Consider the following 23,104-nt stretch of genomic DNA (forward strand, 5'->3'; position numbering starts at 1 on the left):
CTCGCGGCCCGCCGCCCGGTCGAGCCCGGTCTGCGAGCCGATGCCGGCCTCGCCGCGGGCGATGCCCGGGTTGAGCAGCGATTCCAGGGCCGGCGCGATCGGCGGCAGCGCCTCGCGGGAGGCTTTGGCGCGGGTCGGGCGCGCCGGGTCCTTGCGCGGCTTCTGGGTGTGGTCGGGCTGGTCGGAGGGTGGGGGCTTGGCCATGCGCCGCAATATGGGCCGGCGACCGTGGCAGGGAAAGGGCGCGGGGGCTGCCGGAGCGGCAGGCCTCACCCTATATACCTCCCGCCGGCGCGGGCCGGTGCATCAACGCCAGGAGCTCTCGATGGTCACGCCTCCGGACGCCTATCTGGATCTGCTGCAGGACAAGAAGGCCTTCGCCAGCATCGCCACCGTGATGTCGGACGGCTCGCCCCAGGTGACCCCGGTGTGGTTCGACTACACGGGCGGCATCGTGCGGGTGAACACCGCCAAGGGGCGGGTCAAGGCCAAGACCTTGACCCAGGGCGCGCCGGTCGCGCTGGCCATCATCGATCCCGACAACCCCTATCGCTACCTGCAGATCCGCGGAAAGGTCCGCAGCGTCACCGAGCAGGGCGCCGACGCCCATATCGATTCGCTGGCGAAGAAGTATCTCGGGGTCGACACCTATCCGTACCGCCAGCCCGGCGAGGAGCGCCTGTCGATCGAGATCGAGCCGATCTCGGCCTCCGGGATGAACTGAGGCGACGAATCGTCCGACTCGTCATGGCCGGGCGCGTCCCGGCCATCGGCGTCTTTGGTGGTGAAAAACCTCACCGCGTGGAGGCCCGGCACGAGCCGGGCGTGACGGCGGAGAGGCTTTCCGCATACGCACCACGCCGTGCACGCCCCGACTCAGCGGCTTACGGCGCCACCAGCGAGGTCGACTGGCCGCTGGCGGCGAGCTCCCGGGCGACGAAGCCGTTCTGCTTCTGCTCGGCGATGAAGCCGTCCAGGAAGGCCAGCGCGGCGGCGCGGCCCTTCGGGACCGCGATCGCCTGCTCGATGCCGACGAAGCGGCCCGGCATCACCCGGTAGCCCGGATGCGACTCGGCGAAGGCGACCAGCTCCTGGCGCACGCCGGCGACCGCCTCCAGCCCGTCCTTCACGAACAGGGCGCGGGCCTCGGGGCCGCTCGGCGTCAGCACCAGCTCGGCGGTCTTCAGGGTGCGGGTGAGGTGCAGCTCGTACGCGCTGCCGCGCGCCCCGGCGATCCGCACGCCCGGCCGGTCGACGTCGCCGACGTCCTGCAGAGGCGAGCCGTCCGGCACCAGGCAGGCCGCCTCGATCAGCACATAGGGCGAGGTGAAGTCGAGCTCGGCCGCCCGCACCGGGTCGATCGCCATGAAGGCGACGTCCCACTCGTCCTTGGCGAGCGCCTCGAACACCTTCCCGGCCGCCTTGTAGGTGACGTACTCGACCGGAACGCCGAGCCGCTCCGCCAGCGCGCGGGCCAGCGCCGGCTGCGTGCCGCGCGGCTCGCCGGTCGTCGGATCCTGCTGCGACAGCACCGCGTTGCCGAAATTGATGGCGGCACGCACGCGCCCCTTCGGCGCGAGCTCCTTCAACACGTCCTGCATGGGCTTCCTCTCCGCGGTCCGCAGCCGAGACGCCGGCACACGGTTCCGTCCGGACTCGATACTATGGTTTTCCGCTGGGCGATATTCGGACCGCGGCCGGCCCGCCGCGACCTCCGGCCCCCGGGGGTCACCCGGCACCTTGCGCGGACCCCGCGCGTGAGGCATGAGACGGCCACCCCCGGTTCAGGATCCTCATTTCCTCGGAGGCGTCATGCCGCTCTACGGCTTCGCGTGCAAAAGCTGTGGCCACATGTTCCAGACCCTGGTGCGCTCGTCGGACGTCCCGGCCTGCCCGGCCTGCGAGAGTGCGGATCTGGAACAGCAGCTCTCGCTGATCGCGTCGCCCGGCAAAGGCGGCTCCGATCCGGAGCCGGCCTGCGTCGGCGGCGGCGGTGGTGGCTGTGGCCAATGCTGCGGGATGGGAATGGGGATGGGCGGCTGCGGCTGAACGCGGCGCCTCAGTCATCGCACGGGCGGTGCTCCGCCCATGCGCTCCGCCCATGCCATGACTGGCATCGCCACGGGCCCCCGGGGCGTTCGTCCACCCCCGTCCGCATGGTGCGGACAGGGGGAGGGGGCTTACCGGGGCTCAGCTCGCCTTGCGATAGCTCGTCTGCGGCCGGTTCTGCTCCCGCAGCATCTGCTCGATCAGCTCGTCGACATCGGTGGACGGTGTCGTGGCGGCCCGGGCGACCGCCCGGTCCGCCAACGAGATCCGCAGCAGTGCGGGGCGGTGGTCCGAGACGCGGCGTACGAAATCGTCGACGTTCCGTTCCTTCGCCACGATGAAGTAGTCGGTGCTGCCGACCGTTCGGGTCAGGTTCGGCGAGAGGAAGATGTTGTCGATCAGCGATCGCGGCGATTTCAGATAAGTGAAGCCGCCGGCCTGCTCGTCCTCGGCGCCCATCGGGGTGAAGTGGCCGTCGCTCAGCGCATCGAAGTCGCCGGACGCCAGCGGGGCGTTCATGTCGCCGCCCAGGATGATGTCCGCCTCTCCGGTCTCCTCCATCAGGGCCCTGGTGGCGCGCACCAGGATGCGAGATGCGAGCCGCCGCCGCAGGCTGCCCTCCGCCATCGCCTTCAGGTGGAGCGGCACGAGATAGAAATCGAATGCGGGGGCGCTGCCGTGGCGCTGGTCGCCGGCCTCGAGGCGGAACAGTCCCGGATAGCGGTCGAACACCTTGCCGTGGACGGCCTCCTCGCGGGCCTGCGGATCGCGGCTGTCGAGGTGGAACAGCGGCTCCACCGACGCCGGCCATTCGGCGCGCTCGCATCGCACGGCCGAGCGCTTCCAGATCACCGCCGTCGTCTGTCGCGCTTCCGGGGCGTCCGGCTCCGAGAACGCGCAGTCGTAGAGCTCGCCGAACCGGTTCTGCAGCTCGCCGACCAGCGCCCGCACGGCGGTCGGCGACACCTCGACCAGGCCCCAGACGTCGAGATTGAGGTCGGCGATGACGCGGGCCGCACCCTGCAGCTTGTCCGGGTCGCGCCAGCGATTCGCCAGCCATTCGATGTTCCAGAAGCCGATATCGATGTCCTGGTCGGTGCCGCGATAGGTGTCCACCACGGCTTCGACACCCACGGCCGCGCCGACCGAGCGGCCGAGGCCGCCGAAGAAGCCGGTGAGCGAGTCCGAGCCGCGAATGAAGGACAGCACCGTGCCGGCCATCCCGGCGTCGGCGGCCTGCCGTTTCACCCGGTTCTCCAGGTCGATCGCGATGGCGCCGATCTTGATGCCTTCGTTCACGACGTTCGTGCTGCCGCCCTCCGGCAAGGCGAGGGTCATCGGTTCGCGCGCGTGGTGGAGCGCGATCAGCCGCCCGCGCCGGTCCATCACGGGAGCGCCGGAGGAGCCGTAGTCGGTGTCGGACGAGTAGTGGACGACCGTGGAGGTGATGTTCAGCACGTCGGTGTCGTCGAGCGACACCTGCTTGGGCTCGCCGCGCGGATGATGGATCACATAGGCCTGCTCGCCGCGATCCACCGTGAACGACGCACGCTCCAGCGGGATGGTGCCGAACTCCTCGGCCGCCCCGCTCTCGATCCACACGAAGGTGAAGTCGAGCCCGTTCGCGACCGGGCTGGTCAGGAACAGCCGCCGCGGATCGAGCGAGAAGCTCTTCTTCGCGAGCGCCGTGCCGGCGCCGTTCAGAAGATCATCCGGTGTGACCTCGTAATCGAACTCCGCCGTCGCCGCTTCGGCCGACTCGATGGAGTTGAGGACGTGGTGGTTGGTGAGCAGCAGATTGGCGCCGACCAGGAATCCCGTCCCGGTCCAGCTGCCGCTGCGTCCCTGGAAGTCGGTCCCGCTGGTCGTGATGCGGGCGACCGCGCGGCGGCGGCGCGCCAGCACGTCGAGCAAGGCGGCCGGGGCGAGGATCTCACGGCCGACGGCGATCTCCAGGCCGCGGAATCCGGCGATCATGGCGGCGGGATCATCGACCGGCAGGTCGGCGCCGAGATCGGCGAACAGCGCCCCGCGGGTGGACGGGGACGTCAGGAAGGGGACCTGCTGGCCCGCCGTGGTCACCGGGCCTCGCGGCGTGGCGGCCGGCTCGCCCGCCGAGGCGCGGCGGGGTTGGTTGGTCCTGCCCGCGGCGGACGATTCCGTCCGGGTCGCCTCGCTGGCGGGTCGGGGCGGCGCTTGCGCGGCGGCTTGCAGCTGCTGCCGATCGATCAGCTTCTCGATCGAGGCCGCGACGGCGTCCGCCACGCGGGTCGCCACGATGTCGCTGATCGTGTCGACGTTGAGGGCGCCGGTCGGCCGCCCGTTGCGATCGCCACGGGTCTCCGGCTTCCGGCCGGCTCCACGTTCAGACATGAGTGCCTCCTCACGGTTGATCAGATGGGCCAGCACGGCCTCGAACCGCTGCGCCGCGCGGGCGAAGCCGGCATCGGTCGGGTGCAGCTCGTCGGCCCAGTCGGAGACCGCCGGCAGGGTGCCGCGGACATCGACATGGTAGGCGTTCGGGAACGACCCACCGCTCGCATTGCCGCCGCACAGCCGGCGCTGCAGTTCGTTCAGGCGGTCGATCATCAGGCTCACGATGGCCCGCCGCAGCAGCGGGTCGGTGATGCCGCGCTTGCTCAGCGGCGCCCCGATCCACTGGTCGTTCGCGGCCCAGAGCGGCCGACGCGGATCGCCGGGGCCGCCCGGCAGGGCCCGGTCGTAGCCGTGCAGCACGACGGCGACCCGTCCGCCGAAGCTGCGATCCACGGTCGACAGCAGGGTCCGGTAGGCGCGCTCGATAAAGGCGAGCCGCTCGGCGAAGGCGTCCGTGTCGAGATAGAAGCCGGCCGGCCGGCCGGGCTCGAAGTCGCGCAGCACGCGATACAGCACCGAGGTGCCGTCCGGATCCTCGCCGACCAGATCGTTGCCGGCGCCCGAGAACAGCAGCACGTTCGGAAGCTCGGCCTGCTGCGCCAGGGCCTCGACGTATTCCGGCGCGCCGTCGATCATGTTGCCCAGCGTGTCGCCGGCGGCGCTGACGCACCAGACGTGATAGGGCGCATCGAGCTGGTCGACGATGTCGTCGAGCAGGAACGGAAACTGGAACCACGAGTCCCCTTCCGCCACCAGCACGGGCCGCCGCTCGCCGCGGGCGCGACGCAGCTTGAAGCGTTCCTGACGGCGCCAGCGGGCGATGCGGTTCGCCCAGTCCATCGCGAACGCGCCCTCGACCCGGAACCGGTCCGTGCGATCGAGCAGCACGCGCTCCGGATCGACCTGCACGGCCGGGTCGAACGGCTTCGCTGTCGGCCCGCCGGTGAAGTAGGGGCGCAGCTCGCGATCCGGAATGTCGACGTCTTGCAGACGCCGCTCCAATTCGGCGAAGCTGATCGGACCGGCCGCGGTCGGGTCCGGTCGGCCGGGGTCCCGGCCGGGGATGCCGTGGTCGATCGTATCGGGATTGATCGTGCCGTGTCTGCTGACGACGCGCATGGATGCGCGGCCGCCGCGATCGTCGCGGACGTCCATAGCCATCTGCTCCTCCCGCTGCCGGCAGAGCCGGGGTCGAAAAGAGTTGAATGGTCGGGCCGTATTTTTGGGACTGGTTTTGAAGCCTGCCGACGCGTCTCACCCGGCGGCTGCCCTCGCCGCGCGCAACCTACAGGTGGCGGTCGGGCGGCTCGAATCACAATGCCGAGATCGAACCGCGCTCCCGGCCGTCGTGAATGCGGACCGCGCCGGCCCCACTGCAGCATGTGCTCCGGTCGCGAGGAGAGGCGTGGGCACGTCTCCTCGCTCCGCAGCCGGTCGGCCTGATCCCGTCAGGACGCGACGAGCCGACGGCCGAACCGGATCCGTGTTGGATCGGGTCGACCGCGAGGACCTGCGGGCGACGTGATTGGCCTCCCCGTCACACGCGCGCGAAGCGTCCGCGCTGGAAGATCCGGTCGCGGTCCTCGTCCGACGAGGTGTCGCGCGAGGACGGGATGGTGGCGACCTTGGCCATTGCGCGCTGGACCGCCGGGCGCGCCGAGATCCGCTCCACCCACCGGGTCAGGTTCGGCCGCTTGTCGACCGAAATGCCGAGAAAGACGTGGTTGCGCAGCCACGGGAACGCGGCGATGTCGGCGATCGAATAATCGTCGCCGGCGACCCAGTCGCGCGTCGCCAGCCGCTCGTCGTAGAGGTCGAACAGCCGATTGACCTCGCTGCGGAAGCGGCTCACGGCGTAGTCGTTGCCGGGCGGCGCGAACTTGGAGAAGTGGACGAGCTGGCCGCTCATCGGGCCGACGCTCGCCATCTGCAACATCAGCCACTGCAGCGCCTCGAGCCGCTTCAGCGCATCGGACGGCAGGAGCCGGCCGGTCTTCTCCGCCAGATAGATCAGGATCGCTCCCGACTCGATCACCGTGACGGGCTTTCCACCCGGACCCTCGTGATCGACGATCACGGGGATCTTCCGGTTCGGGTTCAATGCGCCGAACTCGTCGCGATAATGCTCGCCCTTCCAGACGTCGACCACGATGGTGTTGTAGGGAAGCTCGAGCTCCTCCAGCGCGATGAAGACCTTTTGCACGTTCGGGCTGGTGAGGGCGTAGAGATCGATCATGGGGGTGGCTCTCGCAGGGTTGGTACGCGGGGCAGTGGCGGGACGGCCGAGGGTCAGAAGCCGTGCACGACCTCGGTCACATGCTCCACCTCGGGCGGTGTCGCGAAGGTGTGGCCGACGCATTCGCGCCAGGCCTGGAAGTCCGGTGAGCCGCGGAAGTCCACGGTGTGGTTCTCCAGCGTCGCCCACTGGACGAACAGGCGGTAGCGCGACGGCTTTTCGACGCTGCGTTGCAGGGTCACGCCGGAGCAGCCCTTGGCGCGCTGGAAGAGCGGCACCGCCTTGGTGACGCCGGCCTCGAAGTCGGCCTCCATGCCGGGCTTCACCTCGATCTGAGCGATTTCCAGAACCATCGATGCCTCTTTGCGGCGGGAAGGAAGGAGGGGGGCGGCGCGCATGATGCGTCGGCGGTCCTTCCCGTGCAACGGGCGTGGCGCGACGGGCTCACATGCGTCGCAGCAGCACGCCCAGGGCGAGCAGCACGTAGGCGACCGTCAGCATCAGGAAAGTGCGCGCCGACGTGATCATGGCGATCTGAACGACGCCGTAGTGGGCCAGGATGGCGATCAGCGCGAGGATCAGCGAGATCGCGAACACCAGAACAGTAGGGGGCGTGAGGGCGAAGCCGGCGCGGCGGAACGGCATCGTCTGTCTCCATGGTCGGGCGCGCCGGCGGCGCGCCGCTTCGTCAACGCGCCCGCGCAGGGTTGGTGGCATGGCGCTTCGACCCGGTGCTGCAGTGGCGCGACCGCGGACTCGAGACGCAGGGCAGCCTCTGCGGGACCGCCGGGTATCGTGGACAGGCCGGGCCGACCCGCTCGGGCATCGGAAGGCGCTTTCCCGGGCGCGGGACCGCGGACCCGGCACACGAAAAACGTCGCTGGCACGAGCCGAATATTCAGTAGTTTCCAGACGATGTTCCGCAAAAAGCCGAATGCGACGCGCCGGGATCGATCCTCCGGAAACTCCGACCTTTAGCGGGCCGGCATTACAAGGGCCGGGGCTCCGGCGGCTCGGGCCGACTCAGGAACAAAACCTTCGGCGCCCGAGTTGATTCGGGGTGCCGTTCCGATTATCGCAACCTTCCGGGGCCGTTCAGAAGTGGTCCAAGCCCTCGAAATCGGACAAAATTTCCCCTCCCATGGCTTTCTTTCGAGAGGTTTCGGAAGTGTTTCCGGACAGGTTTTGCTTGCGTATGAGCCCAAATCTAATACAGTTGGGTCAATCCGGGACGCGAATTTCGACGGAATCGACGAGCTCCGCGGTAAAAGGGGACCTCGACTCCCCATTTGTACCAACCAAAAGTAATCACGGAATGGCTGTGCAATTTTTCGGAAGATTATTCGATAAAAGTTTTTCACTTGCTGTCCTGTTGGGCTCGTGAGAAGAGCTTTTCGAGGAGTCCTGTCGGTTATCAGCGCCGTACCGGACATCATCGTTCGTAATAGGAAGCGTATTATATTTTGAAGGAGAGCCCGTGAATGGCTGCCGTTAACCTCAAGGCTATGGACGTCGATGCCCTGCTGGCGTTGCGGGGCGAGATCGACGACACCCTCGAGCAGCGAAGCCGCGAGCTGAAGAAGCAGCTCAGCGCGCTGGAATCTGCGCGTGGTCGTCCCACTCGCGGGGCGTCTGCGGGCGGCCGCTCGAGCGCTCTCAAAGGCGTCAAGGTCGCGCCGAAATACCGCGGTCCCAATGGCGAGACCTGGGCCGGGCGCGGCGCGCATCCGAAGTGGCTGTCGGCCCTTCTGTCGGACGGACATTCGCTGGACGAGTTCGCCATCGAAGGTGCGGTCGAAGAGGTCGAGGAGGTCGAGGAGAAGCCGGCCCGCAAGGCTGGCCGCGGCCGCCGCAAACGCGGTTGACGCTCGCACTGCTCTGCCGAGCCGGCGGGACGACGGCGTAGTCCCGTAGAGGTCCGCACGGCGCAGCCGGGCGGCGTCCGGTGACGTCGTTATGGGGCTCTGTTCGAGGTGCGGCGCGCGCCGGTCAGGCCGTGACGCGGAGGACGGCGCGCTGCGCATAGCCGCGATAGGGACGCTCGACGGTCAGCACGGCCCCGAGCGCCCGGGCCTGCGTGGCGAGCCGCGTCTCCAGATGATCGCGCGGCGTGACGTCGAACAGCGCCAGCCACGTCCTCAGCATCGTCTTCAGGCCGCCCGGCAGGCCCTCCTGGCCGCCGAAGTCGACCACCTGGAGCTCGCCGCCAGGGGCGACCAGGGCGAGCGCCCGGTCGAGCGCGGCGTGCCAGTCCGGGATCATCGACAGCGTGTAGGAGAAGTAGACGCGCTCGAACGCGGCCTCGCCGAACACGGCGGCCGGGTCGAACGTGGTGGCGTCGGCATGGGCGATCCGGACCCGTCGCGCCACCCGGGCGCGGGCGATCGCCTCCATGGCGGAGTCGAGCATCTCGGTCGACACGTCGATGCCGAAGAACCGCGCCTCCGGCCAGCGTTGCGCCGCCCGCACCAGATTCCGCCCGGTGCCGCAGCCGATCTCCAGCACGCGCTGGCCGGCGGCCGGCTTCAGCCCTTCGATCAGATCGTCACGGCCGAGCAGATAGTATTTGCGGGTGGCGTCGTAGAGGTGCCGCTGGCGGCGATACATCCGGTTCATCCGGTCGGTCGCGTCGGCGGCCATGATCAGTCTCCGTCGGCCAGGACATAGAGGTGGAAGCCGCCATAGATGGCGGAGCGGTCGCGGGCCGTGAAGGCGCGCGACGCCGTCTCCTCGTAGCGCCAGCGCGACAGGATCGCGTCGTCGAGACGGCCGGGCAGCAGGCTCGGCTCGGCGGCGGTGCGGAAGATCACGCGGGCGCCGGGCTTCGCCGTCCGGGTGATTTCGCGCCACAGCGCGTCGAGCTGGGCGTCGGTCATCCAGTCCTGCGCGTCGAGCAGGACGTAGCGGTCCACCGATCCGTCGGGCTGGGCCGCGAGATGGTCGGTCATCGAGGCGTTGACGACGGCGACGCGGTTCGCCCGCGCGCTCACGGCGGCGAAGTTGTCGCGCTCCAGATAGGGCGGCACCGGATCGCGCTCGCCGCCGCCGTAGCTGCGGCCGAAGGCCTGCCAGGCGAAGTAGTTCTCGTCCAGGCTGAAGCCGCAGGTCAGCCGCTCGACGCGACTGCGCAGCACGGCGGCCATGTCGCCGCCGCCGGCGGACGCCAGCGCGGTGTACTGAGCGGGCGGAATGCCGAGCCCGTAAAGAGCGATCGGCCGGCCCGCCGCCCAGCGGACGAAGCGCTTCTCGAACAGTGGCGCGAGCAGGGTCTGGAACAGCTCGAGCTGCTCCTCGCGCGAGCGGGCGCGCAGCACCCGGCGCAGATCGACGCCGTAGAGCCGCGCCACCGCATGGCCGAGACCGATGAAATGGCCGAGCAGGCCGTGCTTGTAGACGTTCCGGGCGAACAGCGAGATCCGGCGCCGTCCCAGCCCGAACGCACCGCGCCCTTCCCAGTAGCCGCGCGTCGACGGGTCGAGCCGCGGCGCGAGATGGTTCCAGTACGCCTCGACATTGGCGGCCTCGTCGGCCGTGCCGAAGAAGCGATAGAAGGCCCGCCACGACGGCAGGTGACGCGCCGCCGCGAGCTTCAACCGGACCAGCGCGACATGCGCCGTGTTCACGTCGACGGCGGTGATGCGGGCGGGGTCCGCCGTCAGATAGGAGAGCACGTTGCAGCCGCCCGAGGCGATCGCCACCAGATGGTGATCGCGGGAGATCGCCAGCGCCTCCATGTCGACGGCCGGGTCCTCCCAGATCTGCGGATAGACCAGCCCGCGGAACATCCACGTGAAGACGAGCTCGGCGACGCCCTGGCGGGACAGCGCGGGTGTGTGTCGGACGGCGGCCGAGACGCCGCACCGGACCTTCGACGGCGAGGAGATCAAACCGGGCCTCGATGACTGCGGGCGAGTATGGATTTGCGACGAACACGCGGCGACACATGCGCCAGCGACCATGGGTGTGTATCGGGCGGCCTATGACGCCGTCATGACAGCGGCCGCTGCGGCGGTGGACACGACCCCGCCAAGTCGTGAACGGGACGCACTCACTCTTTCATTGCATCAATTGATGCGCTCTCCTAATAGTTGTGGCGACGGATCTCCGGCCGTCCGGGTTGCGGCCCGTCGACGTTCCGGCGCGAGGGACAGTCGCTTGGATCACCGTCGCGGCTCTCGCCGGCATGCGCCCGCATGCCGAGCGGTCTCGGCGTGTCGGCGCAAGCGGGATCGGGACAGCAGGGAGGGAGCAGATGCGGCAGAACTTCACCCAGACCATCACGCTCGCCGGGACCGTGAAGTCGATCGACGAGGCCAATGCGAGCTTCACCATTCAGGCGCGCAGCGGCGACACCTTCCCGACCGTGACCGGCGTGACGACGAGCTGGCAGGTGCTCACCAATCTCGACCAAATCTCGCGCGACCGCGTGCCCGATCCAGCCGGCGCCCCGGCCGATCCGGTGCTGTTCAATCTGAAGAAGTACATCGCGGTCGGTCGGCCCGTGTTCGTCGCGGGCCTCTACCAGGAGGACGGCGACCGCGCCCGTTTCGAGGCCCGCACCGTCTATCTCCTGCATTCCGACCCGAACCGTTACCTGTTCGAGGAGACGCACTGGTGGATCGTGCAGGTCACCCAGATGGCCGACCGCATTCTCGACCACCTGTTCGACGAGCGGCGCAACTACACGATCGACGACTTCGCCAAGTTCTACCGCACCGACCTCAACATTCTCGGTCAGCCGACCAACGACACTGTGCAGGAATGCGCCGTCCTCTCACGGCTGCTCTACGATCTCTCGACCGCCTTCCTGATCACGGGCGCCGAGCGTTACTTCCTGGCCGCGCAGGCGGCGATCAAATATCTGCGCGAGGCGTTCCGCTCGTCGAGCCACGACGGCCAGTACCTGTTCTGGGCCTACGGCCGGCGGCGCAACACCGCGGGCGAGAAGGGCGAGAGCCTGTACTTCGCCTCGCAGGGGCCGGACGACGTCGGCACCATCCCGCTCTACGAGCAGATCTACGCGCTCGCCGGCCTGACGCAGTTCTACCGCATCACCCTCGACACCGAGGTTCTGGAGGACATCCGGCGCACCATCAACACGTTCCAGGGGTTCTACTGGGATCCGCCTTCGGCGCGGGACAAGGGATTCGCCGGCACCGGCGGCTACTATTCGCATCTCGATCCGGTGACGATGCGGCCCGATACCGCCGCGCTCGGCGAGAACTGCAAGCGCAAGAACTGGAACTCGGTGGGTGACCACATCCCGGCCTATCTGGTCAACCTGATCCTGACGCTGGAGCCGCTTCCGGCCGGCAGCGCGAGGCCCTACATGGCCGACCTGCTGAAGGTGGCGATCGGCATCCTGGAGGAGACCACGGCGCTGATCGCCGAGAAATTCCCGGATCCGACCTCGAAATACGTCAACGAGCGCTTCCATGACGACTGGACGCCCGACCATGCCTATCGCTGGCAGCAGGACCGCGCGGTCGTCGGCCACAACCTCAAGATCGCCTGGAACCTGACCCGCTGCGCCAACTACTTCCATATGCGCGCCGCCCGGCGCCGCGCGATGGGACGCGCCACCGAGGCCGGCGCCGACGAGACCCACGCCAAGCGGTTGCTCGCGGTCGCCCGCAAGCTCGGCGACGACATGGCGACGGTCGGGCTCGACAGCGTGCGCGGCGGCATCTTCGACTGCGTCGAGCGGCACCCGACCGGCGGCATGCCGATCCAATTCGCCTGGGGGCCGACCAAGGATTTCTGGCAGCAGGAGCAGGGCGTGCTCGCCTATCTGATCCTGCACGGCGCCACCATCGGCGACAGCACCTATCTGGCCCTGGCGCGCGAAAGCGCCGCCTTCTGGAACCTGTTCTTCCTCGACCGCGAGCGCCAGGGATATTACTTCCGCACCACCGAGAACGGGCTGCCGATCCAGGACGGCCAGTACGGCATGAAGAGCAGCCACGCCATCGGCTACCATGCCTTCGAGCTCGCCTATCTGGCGCATGTCTACACGCGCACCTTCGTCGACGCGGGCAACGGCGCCGACAAGGGATTCTGCCTGTATTTCCGCATCCGTCCGTCGACCAGCCAGACCACCATCAACGTGCTGCCCGACTTCATGCCGCCCGAGCGCCTGTCGATCGAGCGCGTCGTGGTCAACGGCATCGATCTGACGGCGCAGCTCAAGCCGTCCAATCCGGACGACTTCCAGCTGTCGCTCGCCGGCCTGTCCGGCGCCCAGGACGGCGGCGCCATCGCGCTCGTCGTCCAGTTCGCCGCCCTTGCCGGCTGACCGCGCCGCGCGCCCGATCCGCTCAGGAGCCCACCATGTCGAACGCCCCGCTCGCCGGTCGGAAGATTGCCGTCCTCGTCGAGTCGCAATTCATCCCGGACGAGATCCGGATCTATCGCGAGCGTTTCGCCTCCTACGGTGCGACGGTCGAGCTCGTCTCCCGCCTGTGGGGGCAGCCGAGCCAGCGCTTCTACTCGACGGTCGAGCCCGGCGTGGTCGGCGAGCTGCAGTGGATCGACGTCGACAAGGACGTCGATCAGGTCGCGCCCGAGGACTACGCGGCCGTCATCGTCTCGGCCAACTACACCAGCGTGCGGCTGCGCTGGAGCGAGCGCGACGACGTGAACGCCGGCAACGCCGCCCAGGTGGCGCGCGAGGTGCCGGCGGCGCGCTTCTTCCGCCGGGCGATGCAGAACCGGGCGATCGTCAAGGGCGCCGCCTGCCACGGCCTGTGGCTGCTGACGCCGGCGCCGGATCTGCTCGCGGGCCGCAAGGTGATCTGCAACAAGGTGGTACTGGCCGATGTGATCAATGCCGGTGGTGTCTACACGCCCTGTGTGCCGGGCACGCCGCCCGAGCAGCAGGTGGTGGTGGACGGCGACCTCGTCACGAACAACTCCTGGCACGCGACCGCGGCTTTCGTCGATGCCATCAAGGATGTCGTCCTGGCCGGCCCGGGATCGATCGCGGATCCGCTGCCGCCGCAACCGGCGCCGCGCGGAAAGCGCCACGTGCTGGTGGTGCTGTCGGAGTGGGGCTACTGGGGCGAGGAGCTGGTCGGTCCGTTGGAGGAGCTCGACCGGGCCGGTTACACGGTCGAGTTCTGCACGCCGAACGGCAAGCGACCGAACGCCATTCCGGTCAGCATGGATTCGGACTTCTTCGATCCGCCGCTGCAGAGGCCGGTGACCACGCCCGAGATGGCGGCGAAAGCCCGTCGTTACGACGACCCCTCGACGCCCGAGGGTGCGCGGCTGCAGACACCGATTTCCCTGGCCGCCTGGTTCCCGGAGCGTCCTTACTATTCGGCGCCCGCCTTCGTGCGGCTGCTGGAATCCTACAACCGGGCCCTGGAAGCCGCGCGGGCCAGCATCGCCCGCTACGACGCCGTGCTGCTGGTCGGCGGTTCCGGGCCGGTCGTCGACATGGTCAACAACCAGCGCGTCCACGACCTGATCCTGGCGTTCCTGGCCGCCGGTAAGCCGATCGCGGCGGAATGCTACGCCGTCGCCTGCCTCGCCTTCGCGCGCGACATGAACATCCGGAAGAGCATTGTCTGGGGCAAGCACGTCACCGGCCACTGCCTCGAATACGACTACAAGGACGGCACCGGCTTCGTGAAGGCCCGCAACACGTTTCTCGACTTCAACATGGGGCCGCCGCCCTATCCGCTGGAGTTCATCCTGCGCGACGCGACCGGGCCCGACGGCGGCTTCCACGGCAATTTCGGCCACCCGACCAGCGTGCTGGTCGACTTCCCGTTCGTCACCGGCCGCTCGACGCCGGACAGCACGCTCACCGGACGCAAGCTGATCGAGGTTCTGGACGGCGACCCGCCGCTGCGGCGCTGGGGGTGGTGAGGAGCGGCCGCCTCTGAAAGCGTGGCCTTTGCTCCGCCCTCACCCCGAGGTGCGAGCGGAGCGAGCCTCGAAGGGCGAGGGCGGCCCGGCATCGGCCTCATGGTTCGAGGCTCGCCTCCGGCGAGCGCCTCACCATGAGGGCAGACGCAAGCGACAGGTCGAGGTGCGGAGAGGACGGACTGCATGATCCACCAGTTCATCTTCGCGCACCCGAAGCCCGGCATGAGCGAGGCCGCGTTCCAGCGCTACTGGCTCGATGTGCATGCGGTGAAGTATGCCAGCCGCATTCCCCAGATCCGCAAGTACAAGGTCGACACCCGCATCGCGCGGCTGGACGACCCGCCCGACGCGCGCTGGAGCGGCGTTGCCGAAATCTGGCTCGAGAACGAGGCCGAGCAGCTCGCCTCGCTGCAGTCGCCCGAGTTCCTGGACGGCGCGCGCCTCGACGAGCCCCGCTGGGCGGCGTTCTGGAGCACGGTCGGGCTCGACACAAACGCCCATCTGCTGCTGCCCGGTCCGCCGGACGCGCGCGACGCCGACAGGGTGCTTCTACTGGTGCTGACCAAGCGCCGCGAGGGTTTGCCGCTCACCGATTTCCGCGCCCACATGCTGGGTCGCCACGCCGACAAGGCGGCGGCGCTGCCGGGCCTCCGGCGCTATCAGCAGGGCCATGTCCGCGACGGAGCCTATGCGGTGGGCGAGGCGCTGCTCGATTGCGTCGAGCAGTTCTGGTTCGACGATCCCGCGGCCGTCGCGGCGGCCGAGGCCTCGGTTGAAGGCGCCCTGCTGGCGGCCGACTGGCGCCTCTGCGCCGAGCCGCGCTGGCTCCACCGCATGCTGGCTCGCGAGCACTGGATCATCGGGCCGGCGCCGCGGGCCCATGCGCCCTGATCATCTCGGGAGACCACCATGCCAATTCCCGTCCATTTCGAGTACCGCACCGGGCTTCGCCACATCGCGCTTCGCGATGTCCGCCTGGCAGGGAGCTGGGATGCCGCCGGCCATTCGTCGGCGCAGTGGTCGGTTGTGCCGATGGAGGCCTTCATCGCCGACGACGGTTGCCCGGCGTTCCGCGCCACCGTTCAGCTCGACGACGCGGTGCTGGGTGAGACGCTGCGCTGGAGCGTGACGACCACGACCGAGGACGGCACCGTCTCGGCGATCGCCACCGAGCCGAACGAGGCTGCGGCGTCCGATCTCCATCGCGCGTTCGTCCTGCGCGGCCCCGATCAGGTCGAGCGCTACTTTCTCACCCATTGCCGGCGTTTCGGCGCCAACCGGCTGATCCGGTCCGGCGGTGACGTGGTGCAGTTTTCCGTGTGGGCGCCCCACGCCCAGAAAGTCGAGCTGGTGCGCGCGAGGCTCACCGGCGCCGACAACGACAAGGGCGGCTACGTGTTCGACGACGGCCGCGGCGTCGACACGGCGACGCCGATGCATCGCGACGCCGACGGCATCTGGAGCACGGTCGTCGAGGAGCTGCCGGAGGGCGGCGCCTACGACCTCTACGACCACACGCTCTACATGTACCGGATTACCAAGGACGACGGCACGGTGGCCTATCGCACCGACCTGATGTCGCGCTGCCAGATCGGCAGCGGCAATGTCGATCCGGCCCGCGATCCGTCCTGGTGCGGCTGCCGCAGGAGTCTCGACGGCACCAAGAGCTGCTCCGTGGTGGTCGATCCCGGCCGAGTGACGAAGCTGTTCGAGTCGACGCGGTTTCCCGAGACCGAGTGGGACGGGGAGGCGGATTTCTGGCGCGACGAGCACGATCCGGGCCGGCCGGTGCCGCGACGGCTCGAGGACCTGGTCATCAACGAGCTGCATGTCGATGGGCTGGGCGCCGGCAAGAGCGCGCGCGGCACCCTGAAGGACGCGGTGGCGATCCTGCCCTATCTGGCCCGGCTCGGCGTCAACGCCGTCGAGCTGATGCCGCTGGCCGAGTACGAGGGCTGGGCGAGCTGGGGCTACGGCTCGTCGCACTATCTCGCCATCGAATACGCCGGCGGCGGCCGCGATCAGTTCAAGTGGTTCGTGCGCGCGTGCCACCGGCACGGCATCGCCGTGATCATGGACGTGGTCTACAACCACTTCCTGGCGCATGCCGATCGGGCCGAATGGGCGTGGGATTCGAACGCGCCCGAGCGCAATCTTTATTACTGGTACGAGGGGCGCCCGTCCGACTACCCGCATGCGGACGGCGGCTATATCGATAACCAGTCGACCGGCTGGGCGCCGCGCTTCTGGGAAGAGAACGTCCGCAAGCTGTTCATCTCCTCGGCCGCCATGCTGGTCGACGAGTTCCACGTCGACGGCTTTCGGGTCGACCAGACGACCTCGCTGCATTCCTATGCCGTGATCCACGCCGACGGCCGTGCCGCCGACCACGCCCGCATCTTCGGATCGAAGTTTCTGCGCGAGTGGACCCGGACGCTGCGGCTGGTGCGGCCGGATGTGATCCTGATCGCCGAGGATCATTCCGGCTGGCCGGCCGTGACCCAGCCGACCGCGGCGGGCGGGCTCGGCTTCGACGCCGCCTGGTATGCCGAGTTCTACCATCAGCTCGTCGGCGATGCGACCAACGACTCCGCCCGGGCACGGCTCCTGAAGTTCGCCGGCTACGGCGACGACCGACCGCTGGCCATGAGCTGGTTCGCCGGAACGCTGGCGGCGAGCGCATGGGGCAGGGTCGTCTATCACGAGTCCCACGACGAGGCGGGCAATTCCAGCTATCGCGAGGGCGATCGCGACATTCATTCGGCCCGCACCATCGTCACGGCCGTCAACGACGCGCCGCTGGTCGGCGACACCCGCCGCTTCGCCGAGTCGCGCACGCGCGTCGTCGCTGCGCTGGCGCTGCTGGGGCCGGCGACGCCGATGTTCTTCATGGGCGAGGAGGCGGGTGCGCGCGAGCCCTACCGCTACGACGACTTCATCTTCCATCGCGAGAACTTCGAGGCCCTGGCGGAGGGCGAGGGGGCGCGGCTGTTCCGCTACTATCAGGCCGTGATCGCGTTGCGTCTCGGTGTGCCGGCGCTGCGGTCTCGCGCGCTCGACATCCTGCATGTCCATGACGCCAATCGAGTGCTGGCCTTCCGTCGTGCCGCCGAGGGACGGGATCTCGTCGTCATCGCGAGCCTGAACAACCAGGCCTTCGCGGCCGGCTACCGGATCCAGCATCCGGCGCTCGCCGACGGCACCTGGCGTGAGGTGCTGAACAGCGACGCACCCGAGTTCGGCGGCACCGGCCTCTTGAACCCCGGTGCGATCGACAGCCGCCAAGGCGGCCTCACGGTTCTGCTGGCGGCCAATTCCGTCGTCGTGCTCGAACGCCTCTGAACGACCGGCCTTCCGCAACTCTTGGGCCATGGCCCTGGATGGCGTTCGCGGCACCTGTGCCTGGCCCGACGGACGCGGTTGTGCCGCCCGTTCGGCGTGCTCCCGAGTTGCCGAGCCCCTTGCTGCTAGGATTGGTTTGCCGGCGGATCGGGCGTCGCAAAGCCCAAAAATCGGGGCGAGTACCCGGATTCGGAAAGATAACTGACGGGGAACAAGGATCTCTCCGAAAGATCTGCCTAGCTACGCATCAGCTCACGTCCCCCCGCGTGTGTCCCGCCCAGCCCGTCGCCCGGTCGAGGTCGCACCGCATGCCGAACGCTTCGTCCACCGATGCCGCCGCATTCGATCGCCGCCGCTTTCTCGGCGGCGTCTGGCGGTCCGGTCCGTCCGAGCCGTCGCCGTCTCGCATCCCGAAACCCGATCCGGCCCCAACCCGACTGCTCCTGCAGATCGCGCCGGCGCGCTTCGACGCCGTCGCCGGCGCGGTCGCGGCCCTCGACGGCATCCGCCTCGTCGACCGGCGCCCGCCCGCCCCGTTGATCGCCGCGGTGCCGTCCGATGCGGTCGGCGCGGCGCTGGCGGCGCTCGCCGCGATGCCGGGCGTGCTGACCGCGAACGCCGTTCCGTCCGATTCCGAGGAGCTCACATGACCGACCGCGGCGCGAATGTCTGCGGCGTCCTGGTCCACACCGTTCCGGCGCGCGCCGACGAGGTGGCGCAGGCGCTCCGAAACATCCCCGGCAGCGAGCTGCACGGCACCGCAGAGGGCGGCCGGCTGATCGTCACGCTGGAGGACACGCCCCAGGCGACCGCCTTCTCGGGGCTGGAGACCATTCACCGCACGCCCGGCGTGGTCGCCGCGGCGCTCGTCTATCACGGATTCGATCCGGACCGCGGCCTTGCCGCTCCGCACGTCATGGAGGCTTGAACATGTCCGAGCAGACGCGACGCGACACCATGAAGCTGGCCGCCGTGGCGGCCACCGCGGCCGCCGCCGGCGTGACGCTTCCCGACACGGCCGCGGCGCAGGTCGCGCGCGGCGACGGCATCCGCTGGGACAAGGGCGTGTGCCGCTTCTGCGGCACCGGCTGCGGCGTGCTGGTCGGCGTCAAGGGCGGCAAGGTCGTCGCCACCCAGGGCGATCCCGACGCCCCGGTGAACCGCGGCCTCAACTGCATCAAGGGCTACTTCCTCTCCAAGATCATGTACGGCGAGGACCGCCTGACCCGGCCGCTGCTGCGCATGCGCAACGGCAAGTACGACAAGACCGGCGACTTCACGCCGGTGTCGTGGGACCAAGCCTTCGCCATCATGGCCGAGAAGTGGAAGGCGGCGCTGAAGAAGGGCGGTCCCTCGACGGTCGGCATGTTCGGCTCTGGCCAGTGGACCATCTGGGAGGGATACGCCGCGGCCAAGCTCCACAAGGCCGGCTTCCGCTCCAACAATCTCGATCCCAATGCGCGGCACTGCATGGCCTCGGCGGTCGCCGGCTTCATGCGCACCTTCGGCATCGACGAGCCGATGGGCTGCTACGACGACCTCGAGCACGCCGACGCCTTCGTGCTGTGGGGCTCGAACATGGCGGAGATGCACCCGATCCTGTGGTCGCGCCTCACCGACCGGCGGCTGACCCACGAGGGCTGCGAGGTGCACGTGCTCTCGACCTACGAGCACAGGAGCTTCGAGCTCGCCGACAACGGCATGATCTTCGTGCCGCAGACCGACCTGGCGATCATGAACTACATCGCCAACCACATCATCCAGACCGGCGCCGTGAACGAGGCGTTCGTGCGCGACCACGTCGCCTTCGCCCACACGGTCGAGGACATCGGCTACGGGCTGCGGCCGACCGATCCGCGCGAGGCGAACGCCAAGAACGCCTCGCACAAGGCCGGCAAGGACGGCGCCGTCGATCCGGCCGGCATGCGCGACATCACGTTCGAGCAGTACAAGGCCGCGGTGGCGAAATACACGCTCGACTACACGGCGAAGCTCTCCGGCGTCGAGCCGGCCAAGCTCGAGCGGCTGGCGAAGCTCTACGCCGACCCGAAGAAGAAGATCGTCTCCTACTGGACGATGGGCTTCAACCAGCACGCCCGCGGCACCTGGGTGAACAATCTCTGCTACAACATCCATCTGCTCACCGGAAAGATCTCGGAGCCCGGCAACGGCCCGTTCTCGCTCACCGGCCAGCCGAGCGCCTGCGGCACCGCCCGCGAGGTCGGCACCTTCGCGCATCGCCTGCCGGCCGACATGGTGGTGACCAATCCGGCGCACCGCGCCGCGACCGAGAAGCTGTGGCAGGTGCCGGACGGCACCATCCCGGGCAACATCGGCTATCACGCCGTGCTGCAGAACCGGATGCTCAAGGACGGCAAGCTCAACGCCTACTGGGTCCAGTGCACCAACAACATGCAGACGGCCCCCAACATGAATCAGGAGGGCCTGCCGGGCTACCGCAATCCCGACAACTTCGTCGTCGTGTCGGATCCGTACCCGACCGTCACGGCGATGGCCGCCGACCTGATCCTGCCGACCGCGATGTGGATGGAGAAGGAGGGCGCCTACGGCAACGCCGAGCGGCGCAGCCAGTTCTGGCGCCAGCAGGTGAAGCCGCCCGGCGAGGCGAAGTCCGATCTCTGGCAGCTCGTCGAGTTCTCGAAATACTTCAAGATCGAGGAGGTGTGGCCCGAGGAGCTGATCGCCAAGAAGCCCGAGGTCCGCGGCAAGACGCTCTACGACGTCCTTTACGCCAACGGGACCGTGGACAGGTTCCCGCTCGCCGACACGCAGCAGGGCTTCGACAACGACGAGTCCGCCGCCTTCGGCTTCTATCTGCAGAAGGGCCTGTTCGAGGAATACGCCGCCTTCGGCCGCGGCCACGGCCACGACCTCGGTCCGTTCGACACCTATCACAAGGCGCGCGGGCTGCGCTGGCCCGTGGTCGACGGCAAGGAGACGCTGTGGCGTTTCCGCGAGGGCTACGACCCTTACGTCAAGGCCGGCGAGGGCGTGAAGTTCTACGGCAAGCCGGACGGCAAGGCGCGCGTCATCTTCTGCCCCTACGAGCCGGCGGCGGAAAGCCCGGACAAGGACTACGACATGTGGCTGTGCACCGGCCGCGTGCTGGAGCACTGGCACTCCGGCTCGATGACGCGCCGGGTACCCGAGCTGCATCGCTCCTATCCGACCGCCCAGCTCTTCATGCATCCGGACGACGCCCAGAGCCGCGGGCTGCGGCGCGGCCAGTCCGTCAAGGTGATCACGCGCCGCGGCGAGGTGATCACCCGGGTGGAGACGCGCGGCCGCAACAAGATGCCGCCCGGCCTCGTGTTCATCCCGTTCTTCGACGAGGGCCAGCTCGTCAACAAGCTGACCCTCGACGCCACCTGCCCGATCTCCAAGGAGACCGACTTCAAGAAGGCGGCCTGCAAGGTCGTCCCGGTCTGATCGGGTGAGCCTGCCGCCGCGCCGTCCCTCTGGCGCGGCGGTGCCGTCCTTCGATGCGAACCGCCGTATGTGATCCGGCCCGTGCCATGGCGACCGACAGCGACCCGAAAACCCCGACCCGGCGGCGCTTCGTGCAGGGCACGTTGCGCACCGCCGTCGGCGCGGGTGCGTGCGGGCTCGGGCTCGGGTTGTTCGCGGCGCAGTCACGCTCGCTGCCGGCCGATGCGCTGCGGCCGCCCGGCGCGCTGCCGGAGGATCGGTTCCTGTCCGCCTGCGTGCGCTGCGGTCTGTGCGTGCGCGCCTGTCCCTACGACACGCTGAAGCTCGCCGACCTCGGGGCCGGCCCGGCCGCCGGCACGCCATATTACAAGGCGCGAAACATCCCTTGCGAGATGTGCGAGGACATTCCCTGCGCCAAGGCGTGCCCGACCGGCGCGCTCGACAAGCACATCGGCGACATCGCCACGGCCCGCATGGGTGTGGCCGTGATCGTGTCGCGCGACACCTGTCTCAATCTCCAGGGATTGCGCTGCGACGTCTGCTATCGCGTGTGCCCGGTCATCGACAAGGCGATCACGCTCGAGCAGACCCACAACCGCCGGACCGGCAAGCACGCCGTGTTCGAGCCGGTCGTCCGTCCGGACGCCTGCACGGGCTGCGGCAAGTGCGAGAAGAGCTGCGTGCTCGCCGAGGCGGCCATCAAGGTACTGCCCATCAAGATCGCCGTCGGGCACCAGGACGCTCATTACCGCCGCGGCTGGGAGGAGAAGACCAAGGCCGGCCACGAGCTGGTCCCCGGCATCATCGATCTGCCCGACCGCCTGCCGGAGATGAAGCCATGACGGCCCGCATCCCCGGACGCGATGCCTGGGCCCAGCACGGATTTTTCCGCGCGCACAAATATCTGATCGTCCGCCGGCTCACCCAGCTCGGCGTGCTGGCTCTGTTCCTCACCGGGCCGCTGGCCGGCATCTGGATCGCCAAGGGTACGCTGTCGGCGAGCCTGACGTTCGACCTGCTGCCGCTCACCGATCCGTTCGTGCTGCTGCAGTCGCTCGCCGCGCGCCACTGGCCCGAGACGACGGCTCTCACGGGCGTCGCCATCGTGATCGGCTTCTACCTCGTCTTCGGCGGGCGCACCTTCTGCTCCTGGGCCTGTCCGGTGAATCCCGTCACCGACCTCGCAGCGTGGCTGCGCCGCCGCCTCGGCGTGGAGAAGGGCTTCTCCATGCGCCGCGAAGCGCGCTGGCTGGTGGCGTTGGCCGTGCTCGCGGCGTCGGCCGCTACCGGGACGATCGCCTGGGAACTGATCAATCCGGTCACGCTGATCTACCGGGTCGCGCTGTTCGGCACGCTCGCCGGCCTCGCCGTGGTCGTCGCCGTGTTCGTCTTCGATCTCGTCGTCGCCCGCGGCGGCTGGTGCGGCCATGTCTGCCCGGTCGGCACCGCCTACGCGCTGATCGGCAAGGCGACGCTGCTGCGCGTCTCGGCCCGGGGCCGGGTGCGCTGCGACGACTGCCTCGACTGCTTCGCGGTCTGCCCCGAGAACCACGTGATCGCGCCCGCCCTGCGGGGCCGCGACGGCGCCGGCCCGGTGATCGCGTCGGCGGACTGCACGGTGTGCGGCCGCTGCGTCGACGTCTGCCCGGAGCGCGTCTTTTCGCTCACCCACCGTTTCGACACCCGCGTGGACGCGGCCGTGCCGCCTCCGCCGTCCGCGGCCGGGCGCCCCGCGCCGGCCGCGCTGGAAAAGGTTTGAACCGATGACATACCGAT

Annotated in this window: 20 protein-coding genes; 12 read left to right on the plus strand and 8 right to left on the minus strand. The window is 68.9% G+C overall.

All coding sequences use genetic code 11. From position 1 onward, the window contains the following. The coding region (locus CH341_RS10225) for a hypothetical protein (protein WP_146604431.1) at positions 1 to 204 on the minus strand (204 nt) is incomplete at its 3' end. Between the two features lie 121 nt (positions 205 to 325). Between CH341_RS10225 and CH341_RS10230 the strand changes: the two genes are divergently transcribed. Beyond that, positions 326 to 724, plus strand: coding sequence for a PPOX class F420-dependent oxidoreductase (locus CH341_RS10230; protein ID WP_111418935.1), 399 nt, complete (start codon positions 326 to 328; stop codon positions 722 to 724). A gap of 160 nt (positions 725 to 884) precedes the next feature. On the opposite strand, the gene CH341_RS10235 is transcribed toward CH341_RS10230, so the two are convergent. After that, complete coding sequence (locus CH341_RS10235) at positions 885 to 1,601, minus strand: ABC transporter substrate-binding protein (protein WP_111418936.1); 717 nt, start codon at positions 1,599 to 1,601, stop codon at positions 885 to 887. Between the two features lie 211 nt (positions 1,602 to 1,812). Between CH341_RS10235 and CH341_RS10240 the strand changes: the two genes are divergently transcribed. Further along, positions 1,813 to 2,049 carry an FmdB family zinc ribbon protein gene (locus tag CH341_RS10240; protein WP_111418937.1) on the plus strand — a complete coding sequence of 79 codons (237 nt, stop codon included), beginning with the start codon at positions 1,813 to 1,815 and terminating at the stop codon, positions 2,047 to 2,049. A 141-nt stretch (positions 2,050 to 2,190) separates the two neighbouring features. On the opposite strand, the gene CH341_RS10245 is transcribed toward CH341_RS10240, so the two are convergent. From CH341_RS10245 to CH341_RS10260, 4 genes are all read right to left on the minus strand, one after another. Next, entirely contained in the window at positions 2,191 to 5,586 is a 3,396-nt protein-coding gene (locus CH341_RS10245) for a trypsin-like peptidase domain-containing protein (RefSeq protein WP_146604432.1), read from the minus strand. 376 nt (positions 5,587 to 5,962) lie between these two features. Next, a complete protein-coding gene (locus CH341_RS10250; protein WP_111418939.1) occupies positions 5,963 to 6,661 on the minus strand; it encodes a glutathione S-transferase family protein in 699 nt (232 codons plus the stop codon). Between the two features lie 53 nt (positions 6,662 to 6,714). Next, positions 6,715 to 7,014, minus strand: a complete 300-nt coding sequence (locus CH341_RS10255; RefSeq protein WP_111418940.1) for an antibiotic biosynthesis monooxygenase family protein — start codon at positions 7,012 to 7,014, stop codon at positions 6,715 to 6,717. 91 nt (positions 7,015 to 7,105) lie between these two features. Further along, positions 7,106 to 7,306, minus strand: a complete 201-nt coding sequence (locus tag CH341_RS10260) for a hypothetical protein (protein WP_111418941.1) — start codon at positions 7,304 to 7,306, stop codon at positions 7,106 to 7,108. Between the two features lie 836 nt (positions 7,307 to 8,142). Between CH341_RS10260 and CH341_RS10265 the strand changes: the two genes are divergently transcribed. Then, entirely contained in the window at positions 8,143 to 8,526 is a 384-nt protein-coding gene (locus CH341_RS10265; RefSeq protein ID WP_111418942.1) for an H-NS histone family protein, read from the plus strand. A gap of 124 nt (positions 8,527 to 8,650) precedes the next feature. Here the strand turns inward: CH341_RS10265 and CH341_RS10270 are convergent, their stop codons facing one another. After that, positions 8,651 to 9,301 carry a class I SAM-dependent methyltransferase gene (locus tag CH341_RS10270; RefSeq protein WP_111418943.1) on the minus strand — a complete coding sequence of 217 codons (651 nt, stop codon included), beginning with the start codon at positions 9,299 to 9,301 and terminating at the stop codon, positions 8,651 to 8,653. Between the two features lie 2 nt (positions 9,302 to 9,303). After that, the gene (locus tag CH341_RS10275; protein WP_425376172.1) at positions 9,304 to 10,545 is read right to left on the minus strand and encodes a BtaA family protein; all 1,242 of its coding nucleotides are present in this window, start codon (positions 10,543 to 10,545) and stop codon (positions 9,304 to 9,306) included. Positions 10,546 to 10,913: 368 nt separating this feature from the next. Between CH341_RS10275 and CH341_RS10280 the strand changes: the two genes are divergently transcribed. The 9 genes from CH341_RS10280 (at position 10,914) to napH (ending at position 23,087) form a co-directional block, all read left to right on the plus strand. After that, the gene (locus CH341_RS10280; protein WP_111418945.1) at positions 10,914 to 12,956 is read left to right on the plus strand and encodes an AGE family epimerase/isomerase; all 2,043 of its coding nucleotides are present in this window, start codon (positions 10,914 to 10,916) and stop codon (positions 12,954 to 12,956) included. A 35-nt stretch (positions 12,957 to 12,991) separates the two neighbouring features. Continuing rightward, positions 12,992 to 14,536: a type 1 glutamine amidotransferase domain-containing protein gene (locus CH341_RS10285; RefSeq protein WP_111418946.1), complete on the plus strand. Its 1,545-nt coding sequence runs from the start codon at positions 12,992 to 12,994 to the stop codon at positions 14,534 to 14,536. A 183-nt stretch (positions 14,537 to 14,719) separates the two neighbouring features. Next, positions 14,720 to 15,427: an EthD domain-containing protein gene (locus tag CH341_RS10290; RefSeq protein WP_111418947.1), complete on the plus strand. Its 708-nt coding sequence runs from the start codon at positions 14,720 to 14,722 to the stop codon at positions 15,425 to 15,427. Between the two features lie 18 nt (positions 15,428 to 15,445). Continuing rightward, positions 15,446 to 17,878 carry an alpha-amylase family glycosyl hydrolase gene (locus CH341_RS10295; protein ID WP_111418948.1) on the plus strand — a complete coding sequence of 811 codons (2,433 nt, stop codon included), beginning with the start codon at positions 15,446 to 15,448 and terminating at the stop codon, positions 17,876 to 17,878. A gap of 308 nt (positions 17,879 to 18,186) precedes the next feature. Then, a complete protein-coding gene (locus CH341_RS10300; protein ID WP_111418949.1) occupies positions 18,187 to 18,528 on the plus strand; it encodes a hypothetical protein in 342 nt (113 codons plus the stop codon). Next, positions 18,525 to 18,806 carry a chaperone NapD gene (locus CH341_RS10305; protein ID WP_111418950.1) on the plus strand — a complete coding sequence of 94 codons (282 nt, stop codon included), beginning with the start codon at positions 18,525 to 18,527 and terminating at the stop codon, positions 18,804 to 18,806. Before CH341_RS10300 ends, CH341_RS10305 begins: the two co-directional genes overlap by 4 nt. Positions 18,807 to 18,808: 2 nt before the next feature. Continuing rightward, the gene (gene napA, locus CH341_RS10310) at positions 18,809 to 21,328 is read left to right on the plus strand and encodes a nitrate reductase catalytic subunit NapA (protein WP_111418951.1); all 2,520 of its coding nucleotides are present in this window, start codon (positions 18,809 to 18,811) and stop codon (positions 21,326 to 21,328) included. 86 nt (positions 21,329 to 21,414) lie between these two features. Continuing rightward, positions 21,415 to 22,170: a ferredoxin-type protein NapG gene (gene napG / locus CH341_RS10315; RefSeq protein WP_111418952.1), complete on the plus strand. Its 756-nt coding sequence runs from the start codon at positions 21,415 to 21,417 to the stop codon at positions 22,168 to 22,170. Then, positions 22,167 to 23,087: a quinol dehydrogenase ferredoxin subunit NapH gene (gene napH, locus CH341_RS10320; protein ID WP_111418953.1), complete on the plus strand. Its 921-nt coding sequence runs from the start codon at positions 22,167 to 22,169 to the stop codon at positions 23,085 to 23,087. The genes napG and napH overlap by 4 nt, the downstream gene beginning before the upstream one ends. Positions 23,088 to 23,104 lie beyond the last annotated feature (17 nt).

This window comes from Rhodoplanes roseus (assembly GCF_003258865.1).
Lineage (GTDB): Bacteria > Pseudomonadota > Alphaproteobacteria > Rhizobiales > Xanthobacteraceae > Rhodoplanes > Rhodoplanes roseus.